Annotated in this window: 24 protein-coding genes and 2 pseudogenes; 18 read left to right on the plus strand and 8 right to left on the minus strand. The window is 62.4% G+C overall.

Annotated features, from left to right (window positions below; all coding sequences use genetic code 11):
• Window positions 1–101: 101 nt before the first annotated feature.
• A pseudogene (locus OKW37_RS38395) lies at window positions 102–700 on the minus strand (nitric oxide dioxygenase); the annotation flags it as partial.
• Window positions 701–1,660: 960 nt separating this feature from the next.
• On the opposite strand from OKW37_RS38395, the gene OKW37_RS38400 reads away from it, so the two are divergent.
• From OKW37_RS38400 to OKW37_RS38410, 3 genes are all read left to right on the plus strand, one after another.
• Window positions 1,661–1,912 (plus strand): hypothetical protein, encoded by a 252-nt coding sequence (locus OKW37_RS38400; RefSeq protein WP_184059151.1) that lies wholly within the window; start codon window positions 1,661–1,663, stop codon window positions 1,910–1,912.
• Window positions 1,913–1,982: 70 nt separating this feature from the next.
• Window positions 1,983–2,324 carry a hypothetical protein gene (locus OKW37_RS38405; protein WP_260321081.1) on the plus strand — a complete coding sequence of 114 codons (342 nt, stop codon included), beginning with the start codon at window positions 1,983–1,985 and terminating at the stop codon, window positions 2,322–2,324.
• 66 nt (window positions 2,325–2,390) lie between these two features.
• Window positions 2,391–2,990 (plus strand): hemerythrin domain-containing protein, encoded by a 600-nt coding sequence (locus OKW37_RS38410; RefSeq protein ID WP_184059153.1) that lies wholly within the window; start codon window positions 2,391–2,393, stop codon window positions 2,988–2,990.
• 42 nt (window positions 2,991–3,032) lie between these two features.
• On the opposite strand, the gene OKW37_RS38415 is transcribed toward OKW37_RS38410, so the two are convergent.
• Entirely contained in the window at window positions 3,033–3,374 is a 342-nt protein-coding gene (locus OKW37_RS38415; RefSeq protein WP_244144713.1) for a hypothetical protein, read from the minus strand.
• 257 nt (window positions 3,375–3,631) lie between these two features.
• On the minus strand, window positions 3,632–4,618 hold the full coding sequence (locus tag OKW37_RS38420) for a hypothetical protein (protein WP_184059269.1): 987 nt from the start codon (window positions 4,616–4,618) through the stop codon (window positions 3,632–3,634).
• A 348-nt stretch (window positions 4,619–4,966) separates the two neighbouring features.
• Between OKW37_RS38420 and OKW37_RS38425 the strand changes: the two genes are divergently transcribed.
• The 4 genes and pseudogenes from OKW37_RS38425 to OKW37_RS38440 form a co-directional block, all read left to right on the plus strand.
• Complete coding sequence (locus OKW37_RS38425; protein ID WP_184059155.1) at window positions 4,967–5,371, plus strand: DUF427 domain-containing protein; 405 nt, start codon at window positions 4,967–4,969, stop codon at window positions 5,369–5,371.
• Window positions 5,372–5,388: 17 nt separating this feature from the next.
• On the plus strand, window positions 5,389–6,006 hold the full coding sequence (locus OKW37_RS38430; RefSeq protein WP_429402153.1) for a hypothetical protein: 618 nt from the start codon (window positions 5,389–5,391) through the stop codon (window positions 6,004–6,006).
• Window positions 6,003–7,673, plus strand: a complete 1,671-nt coding sequence (locus tag OKW37_RS38435) for an alkaline phosphatase family protein (RefSeq protein WP_429402151.1) — start codon at window positions 6,003–6,005, stop codon at window positions 7,671–7,673. The genes OKW37_RS38430 and OKW37_RS38435 overlap by 4 nt, the downstream gene beginning before the upstream one ends.
• Before the next feature lie 185 nt (window positions 7,674–7,858).
• Window positions 7,859–8,026, plus strand: a pseudogene (locus tag OKW37_RS38440) (MAPEG family protein); the annotation flags it as partial.
• Window positions 8,027–8,137: 111 nt separating this feature from the next.
• Here the strand turns inward: OKW37_RS38440 and OKW37_RS38445 are convergent.
• On the minus strand, window positions 8,138–10,786 hold the full coding sequence (locus tag OKW37_RS38445) for a glycosyl hydrolase family 28 protein (RefSeq protein WP_429402149.1): 2,649 nt from the start codon (window positions 10,784–10,786) through the stop codon (window positions 8,138–8,140).
• A 542-nt stretch (window positions 10,787–11,328) separates the two neighbouring features.
• Here OKW37_RS38445 and OKW37_RS38450 point away from each other — a divergent pair.
• Window positions 11,329–11,712 (plus strand): LysE family translocator, encoded by a 384-nt coding sequence (locus OKW37_RS38450; RefSeq protein WP_429402519.1) that lies wholly within the window; start codon window positions 11,329–11,331, stop codon window positions 11,710–11,712.
• Between the two features lie 39 nt (window positions 11,713–11,751).
• Here the strand turns inward: OKW37_RS38450 and OKW37_RS38455 are convergent, their stop codons facing one another.
• Window positions 11,752–12,171 carry a PPC domain-containing DNA-binding protein gene (locus tag OKW37_RS38455; protein WP_184023491.1) on the minus strand — a complete coding sequence of 140 codons (420 nt, stop codon included), beginning with the start codon at window positions 12,169–12,171 and terminating at the stop codon, window positions 11,752–11,754.
• Between the two features lie 156 nt (window positions 12,172–12,327).
• Here OKW37_RS38455 and OKW37_RS38460 point away from each other — a divergent pair, with 156 nt between their 5' ends.
• The 5 genes from OKW37_RS38460 (at window position 12,328) to OKW37_RS38480 (ending at window position 14,697) form a co-directional block, all read left to right on the plus strand.
• Window positions 12,328–12,780: a MarR family winged helix-turn-helix transcriptional regulator gene (locus OKW37_RS38460; protein ID WP_184059273.1), complete on the plus strand. Its 453-nt coding sequence runs from the start codon at window positions 12,328–12,330 to the stop codon at window positions 12,778–12,780.
• An 87-nt stretch (window positions 12,781–12,867) separates the two neighbouring features.
• Complete coding sequence (locus OKW37_RS38465) at window positions 12,868–13,197, plus strand: hypothetical protein (protein ID WP_429402146.1); 330 nt, start codon at window positions 12,868–12,870, stop codon at window positions 13,195–13,197.
• A gap of 122 nt (window positions 13,198–13,319) precedes the next feature.
• Entirely contained in the window at window positions 13,320–13,655 is a 336-nt protein-coding gene (locus tag OKW37_RS38470; RefSeq protein WP_018422741.1) for an ArsR/SmtB family transcription factor, read from the plus strand.
• A complete protein-coding gene (locus OKW37_RS38475) occupies window positions 13,648–14,127 on the plus strand; it encodes an SRPBCC family protein (RefSeq protein ID WP_090810571.1) in 480 nt (159 codons plus the stop codon). The genes OKW37_RS38470 and OKW37_RS38475 overlap by 8 nt, the downstream gene beginning before the upstream one ends.
• Before the next feature lie 141 nt (window positions 14,128–14,268).
• Window positions 14,269–14,697: a VOC family protein gene (locus OKW37_RS38480; RefSeq protein ID WP_429402144.1), complete on the plus strand. Its 429-nt coding sequence runs from the start codon at window positions 14,269–14,271 to the stop codon at window positions 14,695–14,697.
• Window positions 14,698–14,902: 205 nt separating this feature from the next.
• On the opposite strand, the gene OKW37_RS38485 is transcribed toward OKW37_RS38480, so the two are convergent.
• The 3 genes from OKW37_RS38485 to OKW37_RS38495 form a co-directional block, all read right to left on the minus strand.
• Window positions 14,903–15,187, minus strand: coding sequence for a hypothetical protein (locus tag OKW37_RS38485; protein ID WP_429402142.1), 285 nt, complete (start codon window positions 15,185–15,187; stop codon window positions 14,903–14,905).
• Between the two features lie 236 nt (window positions 15,188–15,423).
• Complete coding sequence (locus tag OKW37_RS38490; RefSeq protein ID WP_429402518.1) at window positions 15,424–15,750, minus strand: DUF190 domain-containing protein; 327 nt, start codon at window positions 15,748–15,750, stop codon at window positions 15,424–15,426.
• Window positions 15,751–16,003: 253 nt separating this feature from the next.
• A complete protein-coding gene (locus tag OKW37_RS38495) occupies window positions 16,004–16,786 on the minus strand; it encodes an ABC transporter substrate-binding protein (RefSeq protein WP_429402140.1) in 783 nt (260 codons plus the stop codon).
• Window positions 16,787–17,222: 436 nt separating this feature from the next.
• Here OKW37_RS38495 and OKW37_RS38500 point away from each other — a divergent pair, with 436 nt between their 5' ends.
• Genes OKW37_RS38500 through OKW37_RS38520 form a run of 5 tightly spaced genes read left to right on the plus strand, consistent with a single transcriptional unit; the run spans window position 17,223 to window position 19,298 of the window.
• Complete coding sequence (locus OKW37_RS38500; protein ID WP_429354799.1) at window positions 17,223–17,750, plus strand: Na+/H+ antiporter subunit E; 528 nt, start codon at window positions 17,223–17,225, stop codon at window positions 17,748–17,750.
• The gene (locus tag OKW37_RS38505; protein WP_018422733.1) at window positions 17,743–18,003 is read left to right on the plus strand and encodes a monovalent cation/H+ antiporter complex subunit F; all 261 of its coding nucleotides are present in this window, start codon (window positions 17,743–17,745) and stop codon (window positions 18,001–18,003) included. Before OKW37_RS38500 ends, OKW37_RS38505 begins: the two co-directional genes overlap by 8 nt.
• Window positions 18,004–18,006: 3 nt before the next feature.
• Complete coding sequence (locus OKW37_RS38510; protein WP_018422732.1) at window positions 18,007–18,249, plus strand: hydrogenase subunit MbhD domain-containing protein; 243 nt, start codon at window positions 18,007–18,009, stop codon at window positions 18,247–18,249.
• A 3-nt stretch (window positions 18,250–18,252) separates the two neighbouring features.
• The gene (mnhG, locus tag OKW37_RS38515) at window positions 18,253–18,597 is read left to right on the plus strand and encodes a monovalent cation/H(+) antiporter subunit G (protein WP_429402138.1); all 345 of its coding nucleotides are present in this window, start codon (window positions 18,253–18,255) and stop codon (window positions 18,595–18,597) included.
• Window positions 18,594–19,298: a Na(+)/H(+) antiporter subunit B gene (locus OKW37_RS38520; protein ID WP_429402136.1), complete on the plus strand. Its 705-nt coding sequence runs from the start codon at window positions 18,594–18,596 to the stop codon at window positions 19,296–19,298. The genes mnhG and OKW37_RS38520 overlap by 4 nt, the downstream gene beginning before the upstream one ends.
• The last annotated feature ends 9 nt before the right edge of the window (window positions 19,299–19,307 follow it).

Genomic DNA, 19,307 nt, shown 5'->3' on the forward strand with positions numbered 1-19,307 from the left:
GCACTCCCGGTCACGGTGACTGCATTCCTGCTTGTCGCTTCCGCGGCAGCCGTCGCGCGGCACGACCGTATGCGTCATTCAGCGAACAGATCCAGTCCGAATACCTCGACGTGATCGTGCAGCAGCGACGACACATAGCCCGGCGGCCGCCCGGCCTCGCCGCTCTCGCGCTTGACCGAAATTCGATAGCTATGGCCGTTCGGCACGTCGGACAAGCTGTATTGCCGGATCTGCTGCAGGCCGAGCGCGGGCACATCGACCGCAATGCCGATGTACTGGCCCGGCTCGAAGTTCGCGACCGGCTGTTCGTCCTTCGGTTCGAGAATGAACGACGTGATGACGCTGCTCTCGGGCCGCTTCTCCTTGACGACGAACGTGCGCCATCCGGTCCAGCCGCCTGGCTGCGATGCGCGCGTTTCGCGCAATTCGGATTCCATGCCCATCAGCACGTCCGCGAGATTGCCGTATGCCTGCGCCCACGCGGGGATGTCGTCGGTCGCGGCGTCACCGAGCACGTCCTTGATCGCGCCAGGCAAATGTTCGCCGACGATCGGATAGTGCTCCGCTTTCACGTCGAGGCTCGCGTGCTTGTTGGCGCCTCGAAGTGCCGTCTGCAGAAAAGTTGAATGATCGTATAGCCGTGCGCGGCCAGAACCGGGGCCGTGGCCTTGACGATGTCCTTGGTTTTCCGCGTGAGCATTTCTTTCCTCCTGCAATAGGACGACTGGTTGCCTCGCTCGTGCGCGTAAATGGTGGGGTGGAATTGTCCGATCGCCGCATACCCCTTCAAGCGTATCCAGGCGACCATGCTCCTCCAACCGATGCTCGCTGTCCACAAGCTGAAGGCCATGGACACGCCCGAGCAAACGCGCGCGCCGCGACACGTCCAACATCGGTCGTCCGATTGCAGACGAACGCGGGCCGGTCAGGAACGTGCCGTGCGCGCCGACACGCGCTGGGAGCGTTTCCGTCAAGGTCCGAAAAACGTGTTGCAGAATTTGCCGGCCACATTGCACGTCTGTTGACCCGAAGGCTGCACATCGGTGCGCTCGGCCGACGTCGCGCATCCACCCATCATGGCGACGGCAAATGTCATCACGAGCGTTCCGCGCAGCGCTGCCGCGCGCCGATTCTTCGCTGCGTGAGCCGCGTTGCGATCACCATCGCAACGCGCGGATGCGCCGCGCTTGCGTGCATCGGTAGCGCACGAGCCTTGTCCGACATCAGGCATTTCGCTCTCCCTCGCGATAGTCACCACGTTCATCGTGCCACGCACAAAGGGATTTCCAACGAGGGTACCCGAGCGCCGGCGCGATCACCACACCGCCTTTTGCTATTTTGATCCAGATCAGAAGTCGACCGGCTAACCGACGACGGCGCGAACTTCATTTGCACACGCTGTCATCACGACGTCACACCAACAGTCGAGCGTAGAAGCAATCCGGCGCGTCGGTTCGTCGAATGTGGGTCCCGCAAACTGCGGCGCGAGAGTGGACGGGGCGGTCCACAATGCGGCTGTCTCCGACAACTCACTGCGATGTACTTTTTTTTTTGCAAATGCGAGCATGCTGAATCCGGCGTTTTCGGACATGTCATCAAGCCGGTATGACTTACTGTGAACGACGAGTAAGCTGGAGATAACAAAACGGGGAGAGAACCTGTGAAAGCTGCGCGTAATCACAACGACGTCACAACGAAATTGACGCACATCAGCGCGATTGTCCAGCGCCTCGAACGACTCGTTCAATGCGACCGAGTCGACTGGCAGGGCACGGGAATTGCGACGCCGGCTTACTGGCGCGCGCGCATCGAGGCCAACGCCGAACTGCCCCCGGCGCTGCAGCCGCAAGCGCGGCTCGCTACGCTCGAAGCACGGAGCCAGCGCCGCTCGAGCGCGCAAGGCGGCAATTAGCGCCGCGCCCGTCGCGCATGATCATCGCGCACCGGCACGATCACACACTCACGCGACGAAGGACATGATGATGAGGCGGACCTACGAATACCACGGGTTCACGATCGAGGTGACCGTCGAGGCGGATTTCACGTTGCGCCCCGCCGGGCGCGCGGCGGTACGCACACGCTACGCGGCGGTCGTTCACATCTATCAGGCGGGCGCTGCGGTCGCAACGTTCTCGCCGCTGCGCGTCGACATTGGAGGCAGCCGGCCGTTCGACACCGAGGCCGATGCGTTGATGGGCGGATATAGCGCGGCGCGGCGAATCGTCGACGACCTGTTCGCCCGTGCGGCGGATGCCGCGGACTCCGCGTTGAGCGCCCTCACGAGCAGCAACGCACTCCGCTCGCGGCAGCCGGCACCGCGTTGATCGATTGCTGGGCAGCGGGAATGGCGCATGCGGTATCCGCCGGCACCCTTTCCCTGGAGAAACGCCATGTCCAATGACGCCTCATCGCTGTCGCCGTCGATTACGTCGATGATCCGCCTCGACCATATGCACGTGCTCGCCGCTTCGCACCGATACCACGCGTCCACGCCGTGGTGGCGCAAACGCGCGATCGTCAACGGCGTGTGCGACGCGCTCGATATCCACGCGCAGCTCGAGGAGGAAATTTTCTACCCGGCGCTCGACCGCGCGCTCGGCAATGACGAGGCACTGAGAAAAAGCCGTCCCGAGCACGACGAGATGCGCGCAACGATCGCGAAGCTGCGCGGGATGGGCCCCGAAAACGCCGCCTACGACGGGCTCTTTTATCAACTGATCCGCGAAGTCGCTCATCATGTCGCCGACGAGGAAACCATCCTGCTGCCCGACGCCGAGCGCGTGCTGAAGAACGAACTGCAGTCGCTCGGCGCCGCGATGACGCGCCGCCGGATGCAGTTGCTCGGAGAGCGCCCGATGGACATTGCGGTGAATGCCGCGGGCACGTTTCCGATCGCCACGCTGCTGCTGGGATCGACTGTATTGTTCGCGTTGCGGCATTGGCTGCCGAGGTCGCGTCGCGCGGCACAGACGCGGCGTCAATGGAACTAGCACACACTACTGACACCACGGGGCGCCGCCCGCGATCGCGCATCAACGATTAGGGCGCGATGCACCCGGCGTGCGCCCGCGCCGCTGTTTCGTCTTCGCCGGCTCACCCGGCTCGACGAGCCCGGCCGCAACGCGGCGCGCGGTTTCGGCCGCGATGTCGAGCGCGTCGTCCCATGACACGTGGCCGCACGTCCCGCGTCGCTCGAAGATCGTGTGATGCTCGCCGCCACGCTCCGTCACGACCACGACCCACTGGAAGGCGCCTTCCGAATCCCGGATGACGGTCCAGCTTACGAGGAAGTCGGCAATCTCTATCTTCTGCAGGCGCATGTCCGGCTCGCTGTCGATCCGCTTCGTCGACCGGCTCTGTCCGAGTGTACGCATGGCAGGAGGTCCTTCGTTTTGGCCCTTCGTTTTGGCCCTTCGTTTTGGCCCTTCGTTCAGGGCCTGGTTCTGCTACAACGTGCCCGGCAGATTGCCGCCGGCATCGGGCTGTTTCGGTTTGTCGTTCATCACGGCTCCCTTGATCGATTCATGTCTGGGCCGAGCAAGCGCTATACCGCATGGCCGCGCGAGAACGAGAAGCATTGGATCGCGCGCATGGGTTCGAGCCTCGTTGCTGGACCGGCAAGCTGGCCCGGCTAGAAACTCATCGCGAATCCGAACGACACCCCGTGCACGTTGCGACCGAACACATAGCGCACCATCGCCCGCGTACGGGTGACGATGACGGGATACCTGCTGCTGTCGAGTTCGAGGCCGACTCCCAGCGACGTGAGGTCGTTGAAACCCAGCACGCCGGCACTATCGCCGAAATAATGCGAGTAAGCGGCTTCCAGCACATAGCGGACCGGCCGGTCCAGCGCGTGCCAGCCGGTGGGCGCGCGCCAGCGCGTCCATAGGCTCACCTGCTGCGCCATGGCCGAGCCCTGAACGGCCTCCGACGAACCGCCGAAGCTGCGCAGGTAAATATCGGTTGCCCGCAGTTCGGCGTCGATTTCGTAGTTTTCGCGGTAATGCTCGTAGTCGAGCATCAGGGAGCCACCATAGCCGTAGGCGTTCAGCGAGCCGTTTTCGAGGAACTGCAGGTTGCTGTCGGTGACACGATTGAAGAGGGTCTGCCCTACCTTCAGGTCACTCGAGACACGCCCAATCGTGCCGTTCAAGATCGGACGGAATACCAGTTCGTCCGTGATGCGGAAATCCCACCCCAGGCCGACCGTGCCACTGAAGGTGTTCCACTTCGTCGGCACCGCACGCTGCTGGGCGCCATCCGTGGCAATGAAGATCGGATCGTAGCGGCTGTAGGCGAGCGTGCCCTCCATGTACAACGGAAACGACCTGCTGAGGGTGAAGCCGCCGCCAAATTGCGTCTGCCCAAAGCCGGGATTACCCGTCAGGCCGTTGTTGACCGACAGGTTACTGGTCGTAACGTCCGGGACTGTCGTGTAGGTCATGATCGCGAGCACAGCGTCTGCGTGCTGCTTTACATTGCCGCCAATCACGGTATTGCTCGACAATTGCCTCGGCGCGACCTGTGCGTGCGAAGGGCAGGACAACAGGTTCAAGGTTAGAGCGGCACACGCCCCAAATGCGCGAAGTGACCAACACTTCCGAAGCGCCGGCATAGTCAAACAACCTCGCCATTTGTCGACGAGATTGCAGGCTCACTTGCAGGGTCATACACGGCATATCCAACGAGCATGACGCGCTCCTGTCAGTCGGCTGATCGTGTTCGTCTTCCGCGAAGTCGCCATCCCGTTGCACAAAAGCACGCGCACGCAACTGATGCAATTCCGACGGGCATTGCGCCGCTCACAGCACCTGGAAGGTCTGCGTTAGTATGTGATAGAAATACCTGAAAGGAAGTAGTACGGCAATACGGGCGATCTTCAGTCGCTTGCGTGGCGTTCGGCGACGAACATCGCCGTCGACTCACGAAACCTCGCAGCCCCACTTTCGCAGGGAGCCTCGTTATGTCCACTCATTCGGTCCCGAACGACAAACCCGTCAAGATCCCCGGCCCGGATCATCCAATCATGATCGAGCACCACCACGCGCGCGTGATCGTCATGGCAGGCGGTCACGTGATTGCCGATACGCACGACGCATTGACGCTGCTCGAAGCCCGCTATCTGGCCGTGCTGTACATCCCGCGCAAGGACGTCGACATGACCCGGCTCGAACGCACGGCGCACGCCACTTATTGTCCGTACAAGGGCGAATGCGCATACTTCTCGATTCCTTCGGCCGGCGAGCGCGGCACCAACGCGGTGTGGACCTACGAGCACCCATACGACGCTGTCGCGCCGATCCGCGAGCACCTTGCGTTCTATCCCGACCGCGTGGATTCCATCACGCAGGAGCCGGCCGCGCACTAGGCGAACGCGCGCGCGTCATGCCGCGTGCGGGCGCGGCGATCGCGGCGACCGGCATGGCGCGAGCGGCACGGACGGCGGCGCCGCCGCGCGGCGGCCGCTGCTTCCACCAATACTGCACGTTCGTGATGGCGCTCGGCCCCGACAGCGGTTCGCAAGGCCTGCTTGAACTCGGCGCGTACGGTTCGACGATGGAAAGTCCACTGCCCCACGTAAACCCGTCGCCTTTGCAATACGTTAAGCCCGGCATGCCACAAGGAGACCTCGACGAGTTTTGCTCGACGCTGCCGCCGCTTTATAGTCAATCGATCAAGGTCAGGCCCGGTGCAGGTGACGGATCAGGCCTTGATTCATTCACTGGGATGACGCCTGGCGGTATTCGACTACCCGACCGGCGAAACGGCAGGGTCTGCAATAGCCCGTGCCATTTTTATGCTTGCCGACTCGCGAAAAATCACGCGCGGAATCGAATCAGGTTCACAGCGCATGCGCGTCGAATGGATCACCCCAAGCTTAACAAGACCTTAACACCTCAGTATTGCCAAATATTAATTTCAGGTCACGCAAATGACTTTTTTACGGTTCAAATTCGTCCCGCACTACCCAAATTCGTTGTCAAACAAAAGGACGAGACATGAAACCGATCACGAAATGGAAGCGTAAGCAAAGCGCAATGTGCGCTGCCGTCGCACTGCTCGCCGGGTTGTACTCGGCAGTCGCAACAGCCGGCTGCGATCACGATCACGATCGCGATCGCGCGTCCGTCAAGCATGTGCTGCTGATCAGCTTCGACGGTCTGCATGAGCAGGACGTCGCGCGTTGCATCGGCGCGAATACGTGCCCTAACCTGGCGCTGCTCGCGAAGTCAGGCACCACCTATACGAACGCGCATACACCGGGACTGTCGGATTCGTTTCCGGGCCTCGCCGCGCTCGTGACCGGCGGCTCGCCGAAGTCCGCGGGGCTGTTCTACGACGTCTCCTACGACCGCACGCTCTATGCGCCTTCCGATACCCATTGCACGGGCCCGACCGGCTGGAATGTCGTTTTCGATGAAACGACCGGCATCGACGGCGAGAACGGCGGCGCGCTGATCCATCTCGACGGCGGCGGCGCGTTCAATCCGCAGGCGATTCCGCATGCGCTCGTCAATGGCGTCTGTACGTCCGTCTATCCGCACAACTATCTGAAGACCAACACGGTTTTCGAAGTTATCAAGGGCAACGTCAACGGCGCGCGCACCGCGTGGGCGGACAAACACGCGTGGGGCTACGACTGGCTCAACGGACCGTCGGGCGCGGGCGTCGACGACCTTTCGCGCACCGAAATAAATTCGATCGATCCAGATACCAATACCTACTACCTCGACACGTACACGCACACGGAGAAGTTCGACAACTACCACGTGCAATCGCTGATCCATGAAATCGATGGCCAGGATTCGACAGGTCAAAAGAACGTCGCGGTGCCGACCGTGTTCGGCGCCAACTTCCAGACGCTGAGCGTCGCGCAGAAGGCCACGGTCGCGTCGGGCGGCGGCTATCTGGATGCGAGCTTCACGCCGGGTCCGCAAGTCGCCGGCGCGATCGCGTATATCGACGACGCGTTGGGACGCGTCGTGTCCGAACTGAAGCAACGCAATCTCTATTCGTCGACGGCGATCATCGTGACCGCGAAGCATGGCCAGTCGCCGACCGATCATTCGAAGCTCGTGAAGAACGGCGATACGCTGACCAAGTTGCTCGAAGCCAACAACTACCTGGATTCGGGCGGCAATTTCGGGCAGGCCGCTACGAAGAGCGGCAACCTCAACGACGGCACCGGACTTGTCGGCACGGGTTTCGTGCAGACCGACGACGTCGGCCTGATCTGGCTGCGCGATCAAAGCCAGGTGTCTTCGGTCGTGAAGACGCTGAAAGCCAATCTGAGCTGCAACGCACCCGGCATTTGCGCGGACGGCCCTCAGGCGTACATCCTGTCCGGCCCGCAACTGGCTAACCGGTTCGGCGACCCGTCGCGCGGCCGTACGCCCGACATCATCGTTCAACCGAACCCGGGCGTCATCTATACGTCGAGCACGTCCAAGGACGAAGAGCATGGCGGCAACGCGCCCGACGACAGCCATCTCGGCCTCGTGATGTACGTGCCTCACACGCATCACGCCGGGCAGGTCAATGACGAGCCGGTGCTGACCACGCAGGTCGCGCCGACGATCTTGCGTCTGCTCGATCTGAAGCCTGAGCTGCTGCATTCGGTCGCGATTGAAGGAACGCGTGCGCTGCCGGAATTCGATCACAAAGACTAAGCATGGCCGTAGTCCACGTATTTGAGTAGTAAGCTGCGCCGCGATCGGTGTTGGAACGATCGCGGCGCCGTCGTTTTTGCGGGGTCCAGCCGCGCGGACCTCGCGTGCCGGCCCGTGCGAGAATGGGGGCCGCCTGATTCTCGCCAAACAGGCGTGCGTCGATTGCCTGACAAGGAGCCGCTGCCATGAACAACATTGCTCTCGGATGCGTCGCGGTGTTGGGGCTGCTGTTATTCGGCCTCGGCTTGTCGGTATCGATGACGCGTTTTCGCGAACGCACCAATGCGGGCTGCGCCGACGATCCGGCCAACCTGCTGCACAAGCTGGTTCGAGCGCATGGCAATACCGCGGAATGATGACTTCCCGCGCCAGCCCAAAAGAAAATAAGCCCCACAGTCACCCGTGAGGCTTAAAAAAAACCCGCAGCCTGACACCGCGAGTCCTGGTCTTTCAAGCAACCACGCTTACTTCACATTCGGGAAGACCGGCCAGGACGAAGCCTGATCGCACAGCGACAGCTTCGCATTCTGCGAGACGATCGTGGCCGCCGGATTCGTGTCGCCCGCGGCGCCGGCGTCGTCGCTGCCATTGACGGTCAGGTTCAACGTGTTCGTCGGGGTCGTGTACTTGCCCGCGCCGCTCGACGTGTTCGTCAGGATACCGCCCGTGCCGTGAGCCATCGACGAGCCAATCAGGCTCACGTTCGCGCCCAGGTTCAGCGTGGCGTTGGCGGCCTTCGATTGCGTCGAGCCATCGAGCGCGCCAATGTTCACGACAGGCTTGCTCAGGTTCGCAATCGACATCGTGACATCCTTGTCCGCGACCACGTTATCCAGGTTCAGCTGGATAACGCTCTGCGTATTGGCGTATGCCGTGTCGGCATGCAGACCGCGGAAGGTCAGGCCGCCGCCGCCGTTCTTGCCCGCAGTCTTGTTGGCCGGGATGTTCATCATGCGGATGTTGCTGAGGTTGATGTCGTGGAAGCTCGGCACCAGCCACCCCAACCCCGTGTACGAGATCGGATCGGCACTCGGGCCCGTGTAGTACATGTCGAACACGAGGAAATCCTTCACGCCACGCATACATGCGCCGTCATAGTAGATGTTGCTGACGTCGCCGCCGCGTGCCTGACCGCTTTTGATACGCAGCCCCACGACGCCCATATCCGTCGACGAATTGGTGCCGTCGTAGATATTGTCGAAGTAGTTGTCGTAGAAGTGAATGTTTCGGACACCTGCATTCGTCGGGCTGCCGATCGACAGACCATGGCCGTTGTAGTTGTGGTTGTGCGCCACCGTGATGCCGTACGTGCGGTTCGACGAAACGTCGCGGTTACCGTCGATGGCCCACAGCATGTTGGCCGGCGTCGTCGCGCCCTGTGCCGCCGCCGGACGCGGATCCTGCAGACCGCCCTTGAACGCGACGTTGTCGTCGGACGGGCTCAGGAAGTTGTACACGATCGCGACGTTCTTCACGTAGCCGTCGAAGTACACCTGGCCTGCTGACGTCGTCTTGCTGCCCGTGCCGAGAGCCGCGTGTTCCGGACCCGCTGCAACGCTCGGGTCGACACCGTCGGTGTTCTTCACGCCCGTCGAGCTGGCATCGATCGTCGCGCCCGTATAGAGGTGCGAGTACGAACCGCTGACGCCGTCGAAGCCGTCGTTGTTCATGCCGACGCTCGCCTGGTTCGCCGCATCCGGCAGCAACGGCGTGATGATCTTGATGCCCCACACGGTGAGGCCGTCCACGCCGTCGGCTTCGACGGTGAAGAACGTGCTGTTGCGCAACGTGATCTGATACAGCGACAGGTTCTTCGACTGCTGCATCCACAGCACGCCGGGGTTGCCCTGGAAGCTGTACGGGCCGCCGCCGATGTCCTTGTTGCCGTGGTACGAGATATCCCACCAGCTTGCCGGCACCCAGCGTGCGCAACCGCCCGTGCCAGCGGTACAGCCGCCGCCCGTAACCGTGTAGCCGCCTGGGATGCTGGTTGCCTGGCGGTTCACCACATAGGTGACGGCCGGCGTGGTCAGCGTCGTCTTGCCCATCGCGGTGACCACATCGCAAGCGGTGCCTTCCGGCGCAAGCGTGCCCGCGCGGTAAGCGGCGATCGTGTTCGTGCAGCTGAACTTCGGCGTCGTCACGCCCGTGATGTTGTTGCCCGAATACGTGAACGCCTCGGTGACGCCGGTGGCCCAGCGGATCGTCGGATATTGCGGCGACGAGCTGATCAGCGGCATATAGCCACGCGCATCGATCGAGCCCGTGCCCATGATCGACGCGTTGACCGTATGCGTGCCGCGGATCAGCGGATAGCAGTTCTGCATGCCGCTCGTGCCCGCGATGGTCGCCGCGCCCGCGTTGGCGGTGCCGACAGGCGCGGGCAGCCCGGCCGGGTTGTTGATCGCGGCGCCGCAGGTGATCGCGTTCGGCCGATCCTGCGCGGTTTTGTCGTAGACGACCACGTCGCGGCTCGCGAACAGCGTGACGCCGTCGTCGATCCACAGCGTGACCCCCGACGGCAGAACGAGCGGACCGCTCAGGAACGCATTGCCGGCGCCGCCGCTGTTCTTGACGAGACGCACCGCGAACTTGGTGGCCTTGTAGGTCGGGTTCGACAGCGTTTCGCTCGATGCACCCGCGATGTTGACGTTCGGATTATTGGCCGCCTGTTGCGTAGCGGCTGCCTGCTGATCGGCCTGCGTAATCTTCGCGCCGACTTCCGCGTCCACGGCGGCGCCGCACGCGTCGAGCGCGGCCTGGATACGCGCCTGGTCGGGGTTGTTCAGCGCCGTGGTTGCGCCGCCGTAGGTGACCGGCGTCGGATCCGAGGTGAGCGGCAGCGAGCCGTCCGCGTTCTTCACCAGGTTATTGCTTGCCTGAAGCGTCGAGCAAACCTGGGTGTCCGCCGGCAAAGACGGCGAATCCGGCAGGTTCGTGTCGCCAGCGTAGCGGCCGGGCGTCCAGACCGGGGAGGTCGGCGAAGTCGGGTTGGTGGGTGGCGTGGTCGAGCTCGTACCTGGACCTGAAATGTTATTACCCTCACCGCAACCGGCGACGGTCAGAACAAACAGGCCGAGGACCGCAAGCTCTCGGACTGAGCGCATCTTCATAAGTTATCTCCTTGGGAGTGGATCCACTGCGTGTTCCTGGCAGGCCTCGCCCTTCGCGCGGATGCGGCGGGGAAAGCGTCAGGGCATGTGGACCATCAATATTTGTTATAAGACATCGTATAAGGTACAACCTGAAATCGGGAGCTTCCACTGCCGACGCGCGAGGGCGGAAAACCAAAGATCACCCAACTTATTTCGACGCAACCATCCGGCTCCCGGCCGGATCTCGAGAACGCATTGCAAGAGAAATGCTTTGCCCAGCATGGGACTGGGTCTCGAAGGTTATTTTCTGGCTGCGAGCCGACCATGCGGCAGCCTCGCCGGCAACCGACTCCGCGAGCTCGCGAACCAAGTTGTCGGGCAACGTTGAAATTCATCGTACAACGTACGACGAATCATGCTTCGGAAGGGCACACTCTTTCAATTACAGTAAACCCGACCTCCCCATATCAGGACACGGTCAGCCGGGCCCGAAGCGCGCCGGTATGATGAAAGCGTCGGAGCGATCGCTCGGACCCATACCGGCCCGCCACGGAGGATTCATCTTGCATTCCGCCAACATCCTGCTTGCGCTTGCGGGCGTCCTGTTGCTAAGCGCCGGCATGATGACCGGCCTTGGGCTCGCCGCCGCGTCCGGCTGGGCTGCGACGAAGAAAGGCTATTTCGTCAGCATGACCAACCCGAAGTCGATCGCGTTCTACGGCAGCATCTTTGCGTTGATGGTGCCCGCGCATGCGCCGTTGTGGCTCGATATCGCGGTCGTGGCGCTGTCGATCGGCATTTCGTGCGCGTGGTACTGCGCGATGGCGTTGCTTGCCTCGCATCCGTCGGTTCGGCGCACGCTGGTTCGGCGCAAGGCCGTGCTGGATACGGCAGCGGGTATGCTGTTGGTGGGGGTCGGCGGGCGGATGTTGGCGGGGCGTTGAGCGGCTACCGGCGCGCGAAGCGATAGCGCCTTTGCGTGATCAGGCGGAGCCGGACTGCGGAGCGCCGCCGCCGCGAATCACGAGTTCCATAAAACCCGTCTGCGGATCAGGCTCCCGCGCGAACGAATAGCCCGGAACCGACACGAGCAACAACTCGACGGTCGTGCGTACCGTGCAGCCGCGCGCCACATGACCGCCGAACACCTGCCCGCGCGCATCCGCGATCGACATGTGCAGATGAGCGCCATCGGGCGAGACGGAGCCTGCGAGGGTCAATATTTCGAGGTCGCCGCGAATTTCCGTCGGCGCTTGCGCGCCAGCGAACCTCAATGCCGCAACGTGGAGGCTGCCGATGCCCTGGACGACGAAGGCCGCTTGCAGGTCGCGTTGACGAAGCGCGTCTTCGACGGCGACGCGAAGGTCGTCGCCGGGCGCGAGTCGGAGGGGATGGGCTTGCATGCCTGGGCCGGTTGAGACGCGGTGGACTCGGGGATTATTCGTGAATGAGGAAGTATCTCACAGGCGCTTGTTTATGCTGGGTTCGTGCGGACTCGACGGCGAAAATATCTTCAGTTTACTTGTACAGTTAAACTGTATATCTGCTATGTTCTCGGCATGTCACGACAATCACCGTCTTCCCAATCTACCGATCTAGCCGCCCTTGCGGGCGAACTGCGCATTGCCGTGAGCAAACTGGTTCGCCGCGCGCGAGAACATTCGCAATCGAGCGACTTTACGTCGGCGCAGAAGTCGGCGCTGTTTCATCTGGAGCGCGGCGGCCCAGCCACAGTTTCCGCGCTAGCGCGAGCGCAGCGCGTAAAACCACAGTCCATGCGCATTACCGTTGCCGGTCTGGAGACGCTGGGCGTCGTCAAAGGCGAAGCGGATCCAACCGACGGACGCAAAACTCTTATCGATCTCACCCCCACGTTCAGACGAACGCTCAAGGCAAGTCGGGCGGCCAAAGAGGACTGGCTGATCGGTGCCTTGCAAGCGCAGCTATCGCCGCGAGAACAGGCCACGCTCGCCGCCGCGGTGGAACTGCTGCAGCGGCTCGCCGACTCCTGAACGTTTGCAGGTACTTCATCCGAACCGGCATCGAAACGGGCACAGCCCGCGACCTCATCGATTTACTCGATTCAAGGAGCAACTAAAATGGATTGGCCGCATGTCGTCTCTCATTTTTTCGGCGGTGTCCTGTTCGCGAATGCCGTGCCGCATTTCGTCAGCGGTGTGATGGGCGAGCCGTTTCAGAGCCCGTTCGCGAAGCCGTCCGGAAAAGGGCTGTCGTCATCGACCGTCAATGTACTGTGGGGCTTCTTCAATATGGTCGTCGGCTATCTTCTGGTTTTTCGTGTTGGCGACTTTCGGATCGAGGCAACGGGTGATGCCGTGCCATTCGGCCTCGGTATCCTGGCGATGGGCGTGCTCTGTGCGCGGCTGTTCGGTCCTTTGCATGGCGGCAACATTCCGAAACGTACTTGAGCGCCTCGTAAACGGTAGTCGGCGCTTGTGTCGAACCTGCGGAGCGTCCCTCACGTCGCCTTGACAGGCAAGCAATTTCTTGCCTATAGTAAATGCAATAAATTACTTGCCTGTAGCCGTTCATGGCCGAGCGCCCCGACGACACCGACGTGCTATTCAAAGCCCTCGCCGATCCGAGCCGGCGCAAGCTGCTGGATGTGCTGCACGCGCACGACGGCCAGACTCTGAACGACCTGTGCGACCACCTCGACATGACGCGGCAAGGCGTGACCCAGCATCTGGGCCTGCTGGAAGCGGCTAACCTCGTCGTTACCGTACGCAGCGGGCGCGAAAAGTTGCACTTCCTCAATCCGGTGCCGCTGCAGCAGATCTACGAGCGTTGGATTGCCAAGTTCGAAAAGCCGCGCCTGAAGGCGCTCTCGACCCTGAAACGACGCCTGGAGAAAGGCAATGACTAGATCGACGTTCGTCTATGTGACCTATATCCGCACTACGCCGGAACAGTTGTGGTCGGCGCTCACCGACGCGGAGTTCATCAAGCAGTACTGGTTCGGCATGCACTGCGAAAGCGAATGGACGGCGGGCTCGTCGTGGAAACTCGTGTCGAGCGGCGGCCAGATTTTCGACGCGGGCGAGATCGTCGAGGCCGATCCGCCGCGGCGTCTGGTGATCCGCTGGCAGCACCAGATTCGTCCCGAGTTGCAGGCCGAAGGCGATTCGCGCTGCACGATGGAGCTCGAACCGAGCGGAACGGCGGTCAAGTTGACGCTCACGCATACGATCGAGCGTGATCCATCGAAATTCATCGAGGCGGTGTCGGGTGGCTGGCCGAAGATCATGTCCAACCTCAAATCGCTGCTGGAGACAGGCTCGATCGCGTTGCAGGAGGCTTATCCGGCCAATGGCGGGAGTCATGCCGGGAAGGCCTGATGCGGGGATAAGCTGTAGAGCATCAGGTGTGTGGCTTCATCGTGGGGCCGATCGATGCATCGCAGGTTCGACAGCCGTCCATCCGCGAGATCACGCTGATAGAATCGTCCGCCCGACCCTCCCCCGTCTCAGGAAATCAGCATGGAAATCCAGCCCTATCTGTTCTTCAATGGCCGTTGTGAGGAAGCCATTGAGTTCTATCGTTCGGCGCTCGGCGCGCAGGAGTTGCTGAAGCTGCGCGCGAAAGACGCGCCGCCCGATCCCGCTCGCCCGGTGGAGCCCGAACACGCCGACAAGATCCTGCACGCGACGCTCGTCATCGGTAACACGCACGTGCTGATGTCGGATGGCGATTGCCGCGGCGGCAACGCCGTGCATGCCGGCTTCAGCCTGTCGGTCACCGCCGACGACCAGACGTCCGGCGAAAAATACTTCAACGCGCTGGCGGACGGCGGACAGATCACGATGCCATTCCAGCAGACCTTCTGGACCAGCGGCTTCGGCACGTTGATCGACCGCTTCGGCGTGCCGTGGATGGTCAATGTGCGGCACGAGGAGCCCACGGCATAGCATTGAAGCGGGCCGGCGTTCCATATCACACGCACACGCGAGCGCCGCTTCGCCGCGGCGCGAATACCTGTCCGGTCCGTCTTTCAATGAGTCACGTCTGCCAGGAAGGCGGCGCCTGCTGCGCGCGGCGTCGCCATGCGCAGGACCGAGAGCAAGCCTGCGCGCATGGAACGGCGACCAATGCGCCGTCGCGCCTAAGCGACGCTTACTGCGTCGCGGACGCCGTGCTCGCCGGCGTGCTGTGGACCGACGCGGCGTCGCTCGCGGCGGGCGCTGCGCTCGCCGCCGCGCCCGCCTCGGCGTTCGCACGATTTGCCGCGTCGCTATCGCCCGGTGTGCCGCGCGGGCTCGCCGAATTGCTCATGACACCGCTGCTCACCTGGCCCGTCGAGATACCGCCATTCCCGGCCGTCCGCTTGCAGCCGGACGCGCCCGCCAGCAACGCAACGGCCGACAGCGCGATCAGCATGTTTGCCGAAACCTGCAGCATGATTCGCTCTCCCTGGGATGACTCGCCTCTTGCAGCGGAGCATGCGCCATGCCCAATAGCCACACCGGGCGCGCGTCTACTCGCGCGCGTACGCGGACCAGGTCGAGAAGGACTACGAGGTGTTCCGCCACGCGTGCCGCAGCGGCAAGCTGGAAGCACGCACCGATTCCGACATGGCGGCCGACTTCGTCGCCTGGACGAGCGAGGCGTGGGGCTTGCCATCGAGGCCCGGTCGTTCAAGCCCCGTCGGCCTCGCCGACGACGCCGAACTCGGCGGTCGTCTTCACGTAGAACAGATGCAAACCTTCCGCGCGCAGTCGATCGAACAGCCGATCGGCTTCGTCGCTCGTCATCGCCATCACGACGGACAACGGCTGATCGGCAAGCTCGAAGAAGTGCGCGGAGTGAATGCGATGATGATGGCCGATGCCTTCGCTAGCCGGGATCAGGGTCGCGCCGCGCAGGCCGAGTTCGCTCGCGAGACGCACGAGCCAGTCGGCAAGCGGCTTGCCATGATGGCTGCGCCCCTGCTGGGTGAAGAACGTGATCTGAAAGCCGTGCATGTCGGTGCCCCCCAATGCGGATCGCGCCGTGTGCGCAAGGCGATCCGCACGCGAGCCGGTGGCCGCATTGCGCCGTCCCGTGCCCGCTGACTTTTGTAAGCGGAAACCTGCAGCGCCGCGTGAGGCGCCGGTTGCAACCGATTCGGGCATCCCCGCTTGCCGCAGCACGGCTCAGGACGGTCATGACACAAGTTTAGGTGTCGGGCCGCGCGAGTGCCAGGTCGAAACTGGTCACGTGCGGCGCGGCCTCGGCTCACTGACCGTACACGTCGAAATCGAAATACTTTTTCGCAATGCGGTCGTAAGTGCCATCGGCGCGGATCTCGGCAATGGCTTTGTCGATCTTTTCCTGCAGATCGGTATCTTCTTTACGCAAACCAATCGCTGTGCCGCTGCCGAGCGTTTTCGCGTCGTAAAGCGGATTGCCGGCAAATCCGAAGTCCTTGCCGCGCGCGGTGCGCAAAAAGCCGATATCGGCTTGCACCGCGTTTTGCAGTGACGCGTCGATACGGCCGGCAAGCAGATCCGAATACACCAGATCCTGATCCTGATACGGCACGATCGTGGCGCCGGCCGGCTCCCAATACGTCTTCGCATAGGTTTCCTGAATCGAGCCCTGCTCGACGCCGATGCGCTTGCCCTTCAGCGCTTCCGGCGTCGGCTCGATCGGCGAGCCCTTCTTCGCGACCAGACGCGTCGGAATGCGGAACACCTTCGACGAGAACGCGATCTGCGCCTGGCGCGCGGGCGTCATCGACATCGTCGACAGCACGCCGTCGAATTTGCGGCCTTTCAGCGCGGGAATCATGCCGTCGAACGAATTCTCGATCCACACGCATTTCGCGTTGAGCCGGCGGCAGATCTCATTGCCGAGATCGATATCGAAGCCGACGAGCTTGCCGTCGGCGGCTTTCGATTCGAACGGTGGGTAGCTCGCGTCGACCCCGAACCGCACGGTCGACCAATCCTTGGCGATTGCGCTTCCGGACGAGACGGCCAGCAGCGCAATCGTCAGGGTTGCCAGCATGGCTTTCATCGTTGCTCCTTTATTGGTCATTCGAAGAATTCAAACCGCGCGAAACCCGACATTCGACCGGGATCTGGTCGCCGGCGCAAATTCATTAAAAAAATCAATTTATGCAGCACACGCATAGATTGGCGACTAGACTTCCAGATTCCGATCAGTCACAGGTGATTAAAAAACGGTACGGCGCCGCTTAGAGATACAACGTCGTGTCTTATCGCGGCAACGCAGTCTGTTTCAAAATAAATGCGCGCCGATCGGCGTCGGCTTTTCGCGCGCCATTTTATTGAAAAGATCGCAATGACACTAATTCACTCGATGAGCAGCCGATAAGCGCCGCGCGGATTGACGCACACAAAACGACCACCAACGGACAACCGTGCGCCGGTTGCTTTGCCATAAGTTGTCACTTAGAATTTTCCGCAAGGCCTCCTGAGGAACCGATGACATGGCTTCGAACAACGGAAAACCGGTGTCGTCGTTCGTTCCTCGGGGAATGCCTGGCCTCTGGGTCGTCCTGTTCGTCATCTGGATGATCGCCAATGCATCGCTCGCCGTCGAACCCGCACTCGTCGGTCTCGTCATTACCTTCGTCATCGCGCGTGTCTTCGTATCATCGGGCGAAGCATGGCAGCGCCTACGTCTAACGCCAGGCGCACCGTATCACTTCGCCGCGTATAGCGCGACCTTCGTCGTCGAGCTCGTACGCGCCAATCTGAACGTGATGGCGCTGGTGTACTCGCCGCGTATCGACATCAAGCCCGGCATCGTCAAGGTTCGCACGCGCCTCCAAACACCGCTTGGCCGTCTCGCGCTCGCCAATTCGATTGCGCTCACGCCGGGCTCGCTCGTCATGGATATTCGGGACGACATACTATTCATTCACTTGCTCGACGTGAAGACGACCGATATCGACGCAGCGACCGAGGCACTCGTCGCACCGTTCGAAAAGCATCTGGAGAAAGTCTTTGGCTGAGATCATGCTCCGGATCGCCGCCGTGCTGATCTTCTTCGCGATCCTGTTCGGCGTGATCCGTCTCGTGATCGGCAAGACCCTCGTCGACCGCATCGTCGCGATCGACATGCTGACGGTCGTCTCGCTGTCGCTGATCGCGCTGTACGCGCAAGTCTCCGGTCGTTTCGTCTATATCGACGTCGCACTTGTCTATGCACTGCTGAGCTTTCTCGCGGTGCTCGCGATTGCGCGCTTTCTCGAAAGGGGGCTGTGAGCCATGCTCGAACTGCTCCTGCTGCTGATGTGCGCGAGCATCCTCGTGAGCGGCGTACTGGCCGTCTGCCTGAAGAATCTGCTGGCCGCGATGGTGAGCTCGGGGCTCGCGAGCCTGTTCGCCGCGATAGCCTTCCTGCTGCTCGCCGCGCCCGACGTCGCGATGGCCGAAGCCGCGATCGGTTCCGGACTCGCGACCTTCATCTTTCTGTACGCGATCCGCAAAACCGGTTATCAGAAGGGCTAGCGCATGTTCGAACTGATCGGCAGCGTGTTCATCCTGGTGGGCGCCGTCTTTCTGTTCTCCGCCGGCCTCGGGCTGCTGCGCATGCCGGATGCGTATACGCGCATTCAGGCCGGCACCAAGGCGTCGACGCTCGGCAACACGCTCGTGCTGATCGGCCTCGCGTTCTATCACCCGAACTGGACCTTCCGTCTGATCCTGCTGATCTACTTCGTGCTCGTGACCAACCCGGTGTCCTCGCATGCGCTATCGCGCGCCGCCTGGCTGATCCGCACGCCGATGACCCCGTCCACGATCACCGACGCACTCGCCGACGAAGGCGGGCGCACCGCGGGGGAGGCCGAATCATGATGCGTCGCGCGTTTGCGCTGCTGACGGTGCTGCTGTTCGCGGTCGTGTTCTGGCGGCTGGTCGGCGGCTACACGGAGTTGCAGGCGCTGCGCCCGCTCGCCTGGTACTACGTCGTCAGAGGGCCGCTCGAACTCGGCGCGCCGAACATCGTGACCGGCATTCTGATCACCTTTCGCGGCTTCGACACACTCGGCGAAGTCGCGGTGCTGTTCATGGTCGCGGCGAGCGTCGGCGTGCTGCTGAAAGAGGAAATCAACGCGACCTCCGCCGCTGCGGCAGACGAATCCGCGCCCGCGCGCCGCCCAGCCGGCGAGATCGTACATACCGGCAAGCAGGTGCTGCTGCCGATGATCCTCACCTTCGGCGGCTACGTGATCGTCAACGGCCATCTGTCGGCGGGCGGCGGTTTCCAGGGCGGCGCGATCGTCGCGTCCGCCGTGATGCTGATGCTGCTCGCGCGGCCCCGCTCGACGCTGAACGTCGCGCTGCTGAGCGTCGTCGAGTCGCTCGCGGGCGTGATCTACGTGTGCATCGGCATTCTCGGCCTCGTGCTCGCGGGCGGTTTTCTCGACCCGCGCTTTCTGCCGCGCGGCGAGTTCGGCGCGTTCTTCAGCGCCGGCGCGATCCCGCTGATTTCCACGCTGCTCGGCGTCAAGGTCGGCGCGGAGCTGAGTGTCATCATCGACCGGTTCAGAAGCTGAACGAGAAGG

Origin of the sequence: Paraburkholderia sp. MM5482-R2, from assembly GCF_050436125.1 — a bacterium.
GTDB lineage: Bacteria > Pseudomonadota > Gammaproteobacteria > Burkholderiales > Burkholderiaceae > Paraburkholderia > Paraburkholderia tuberum.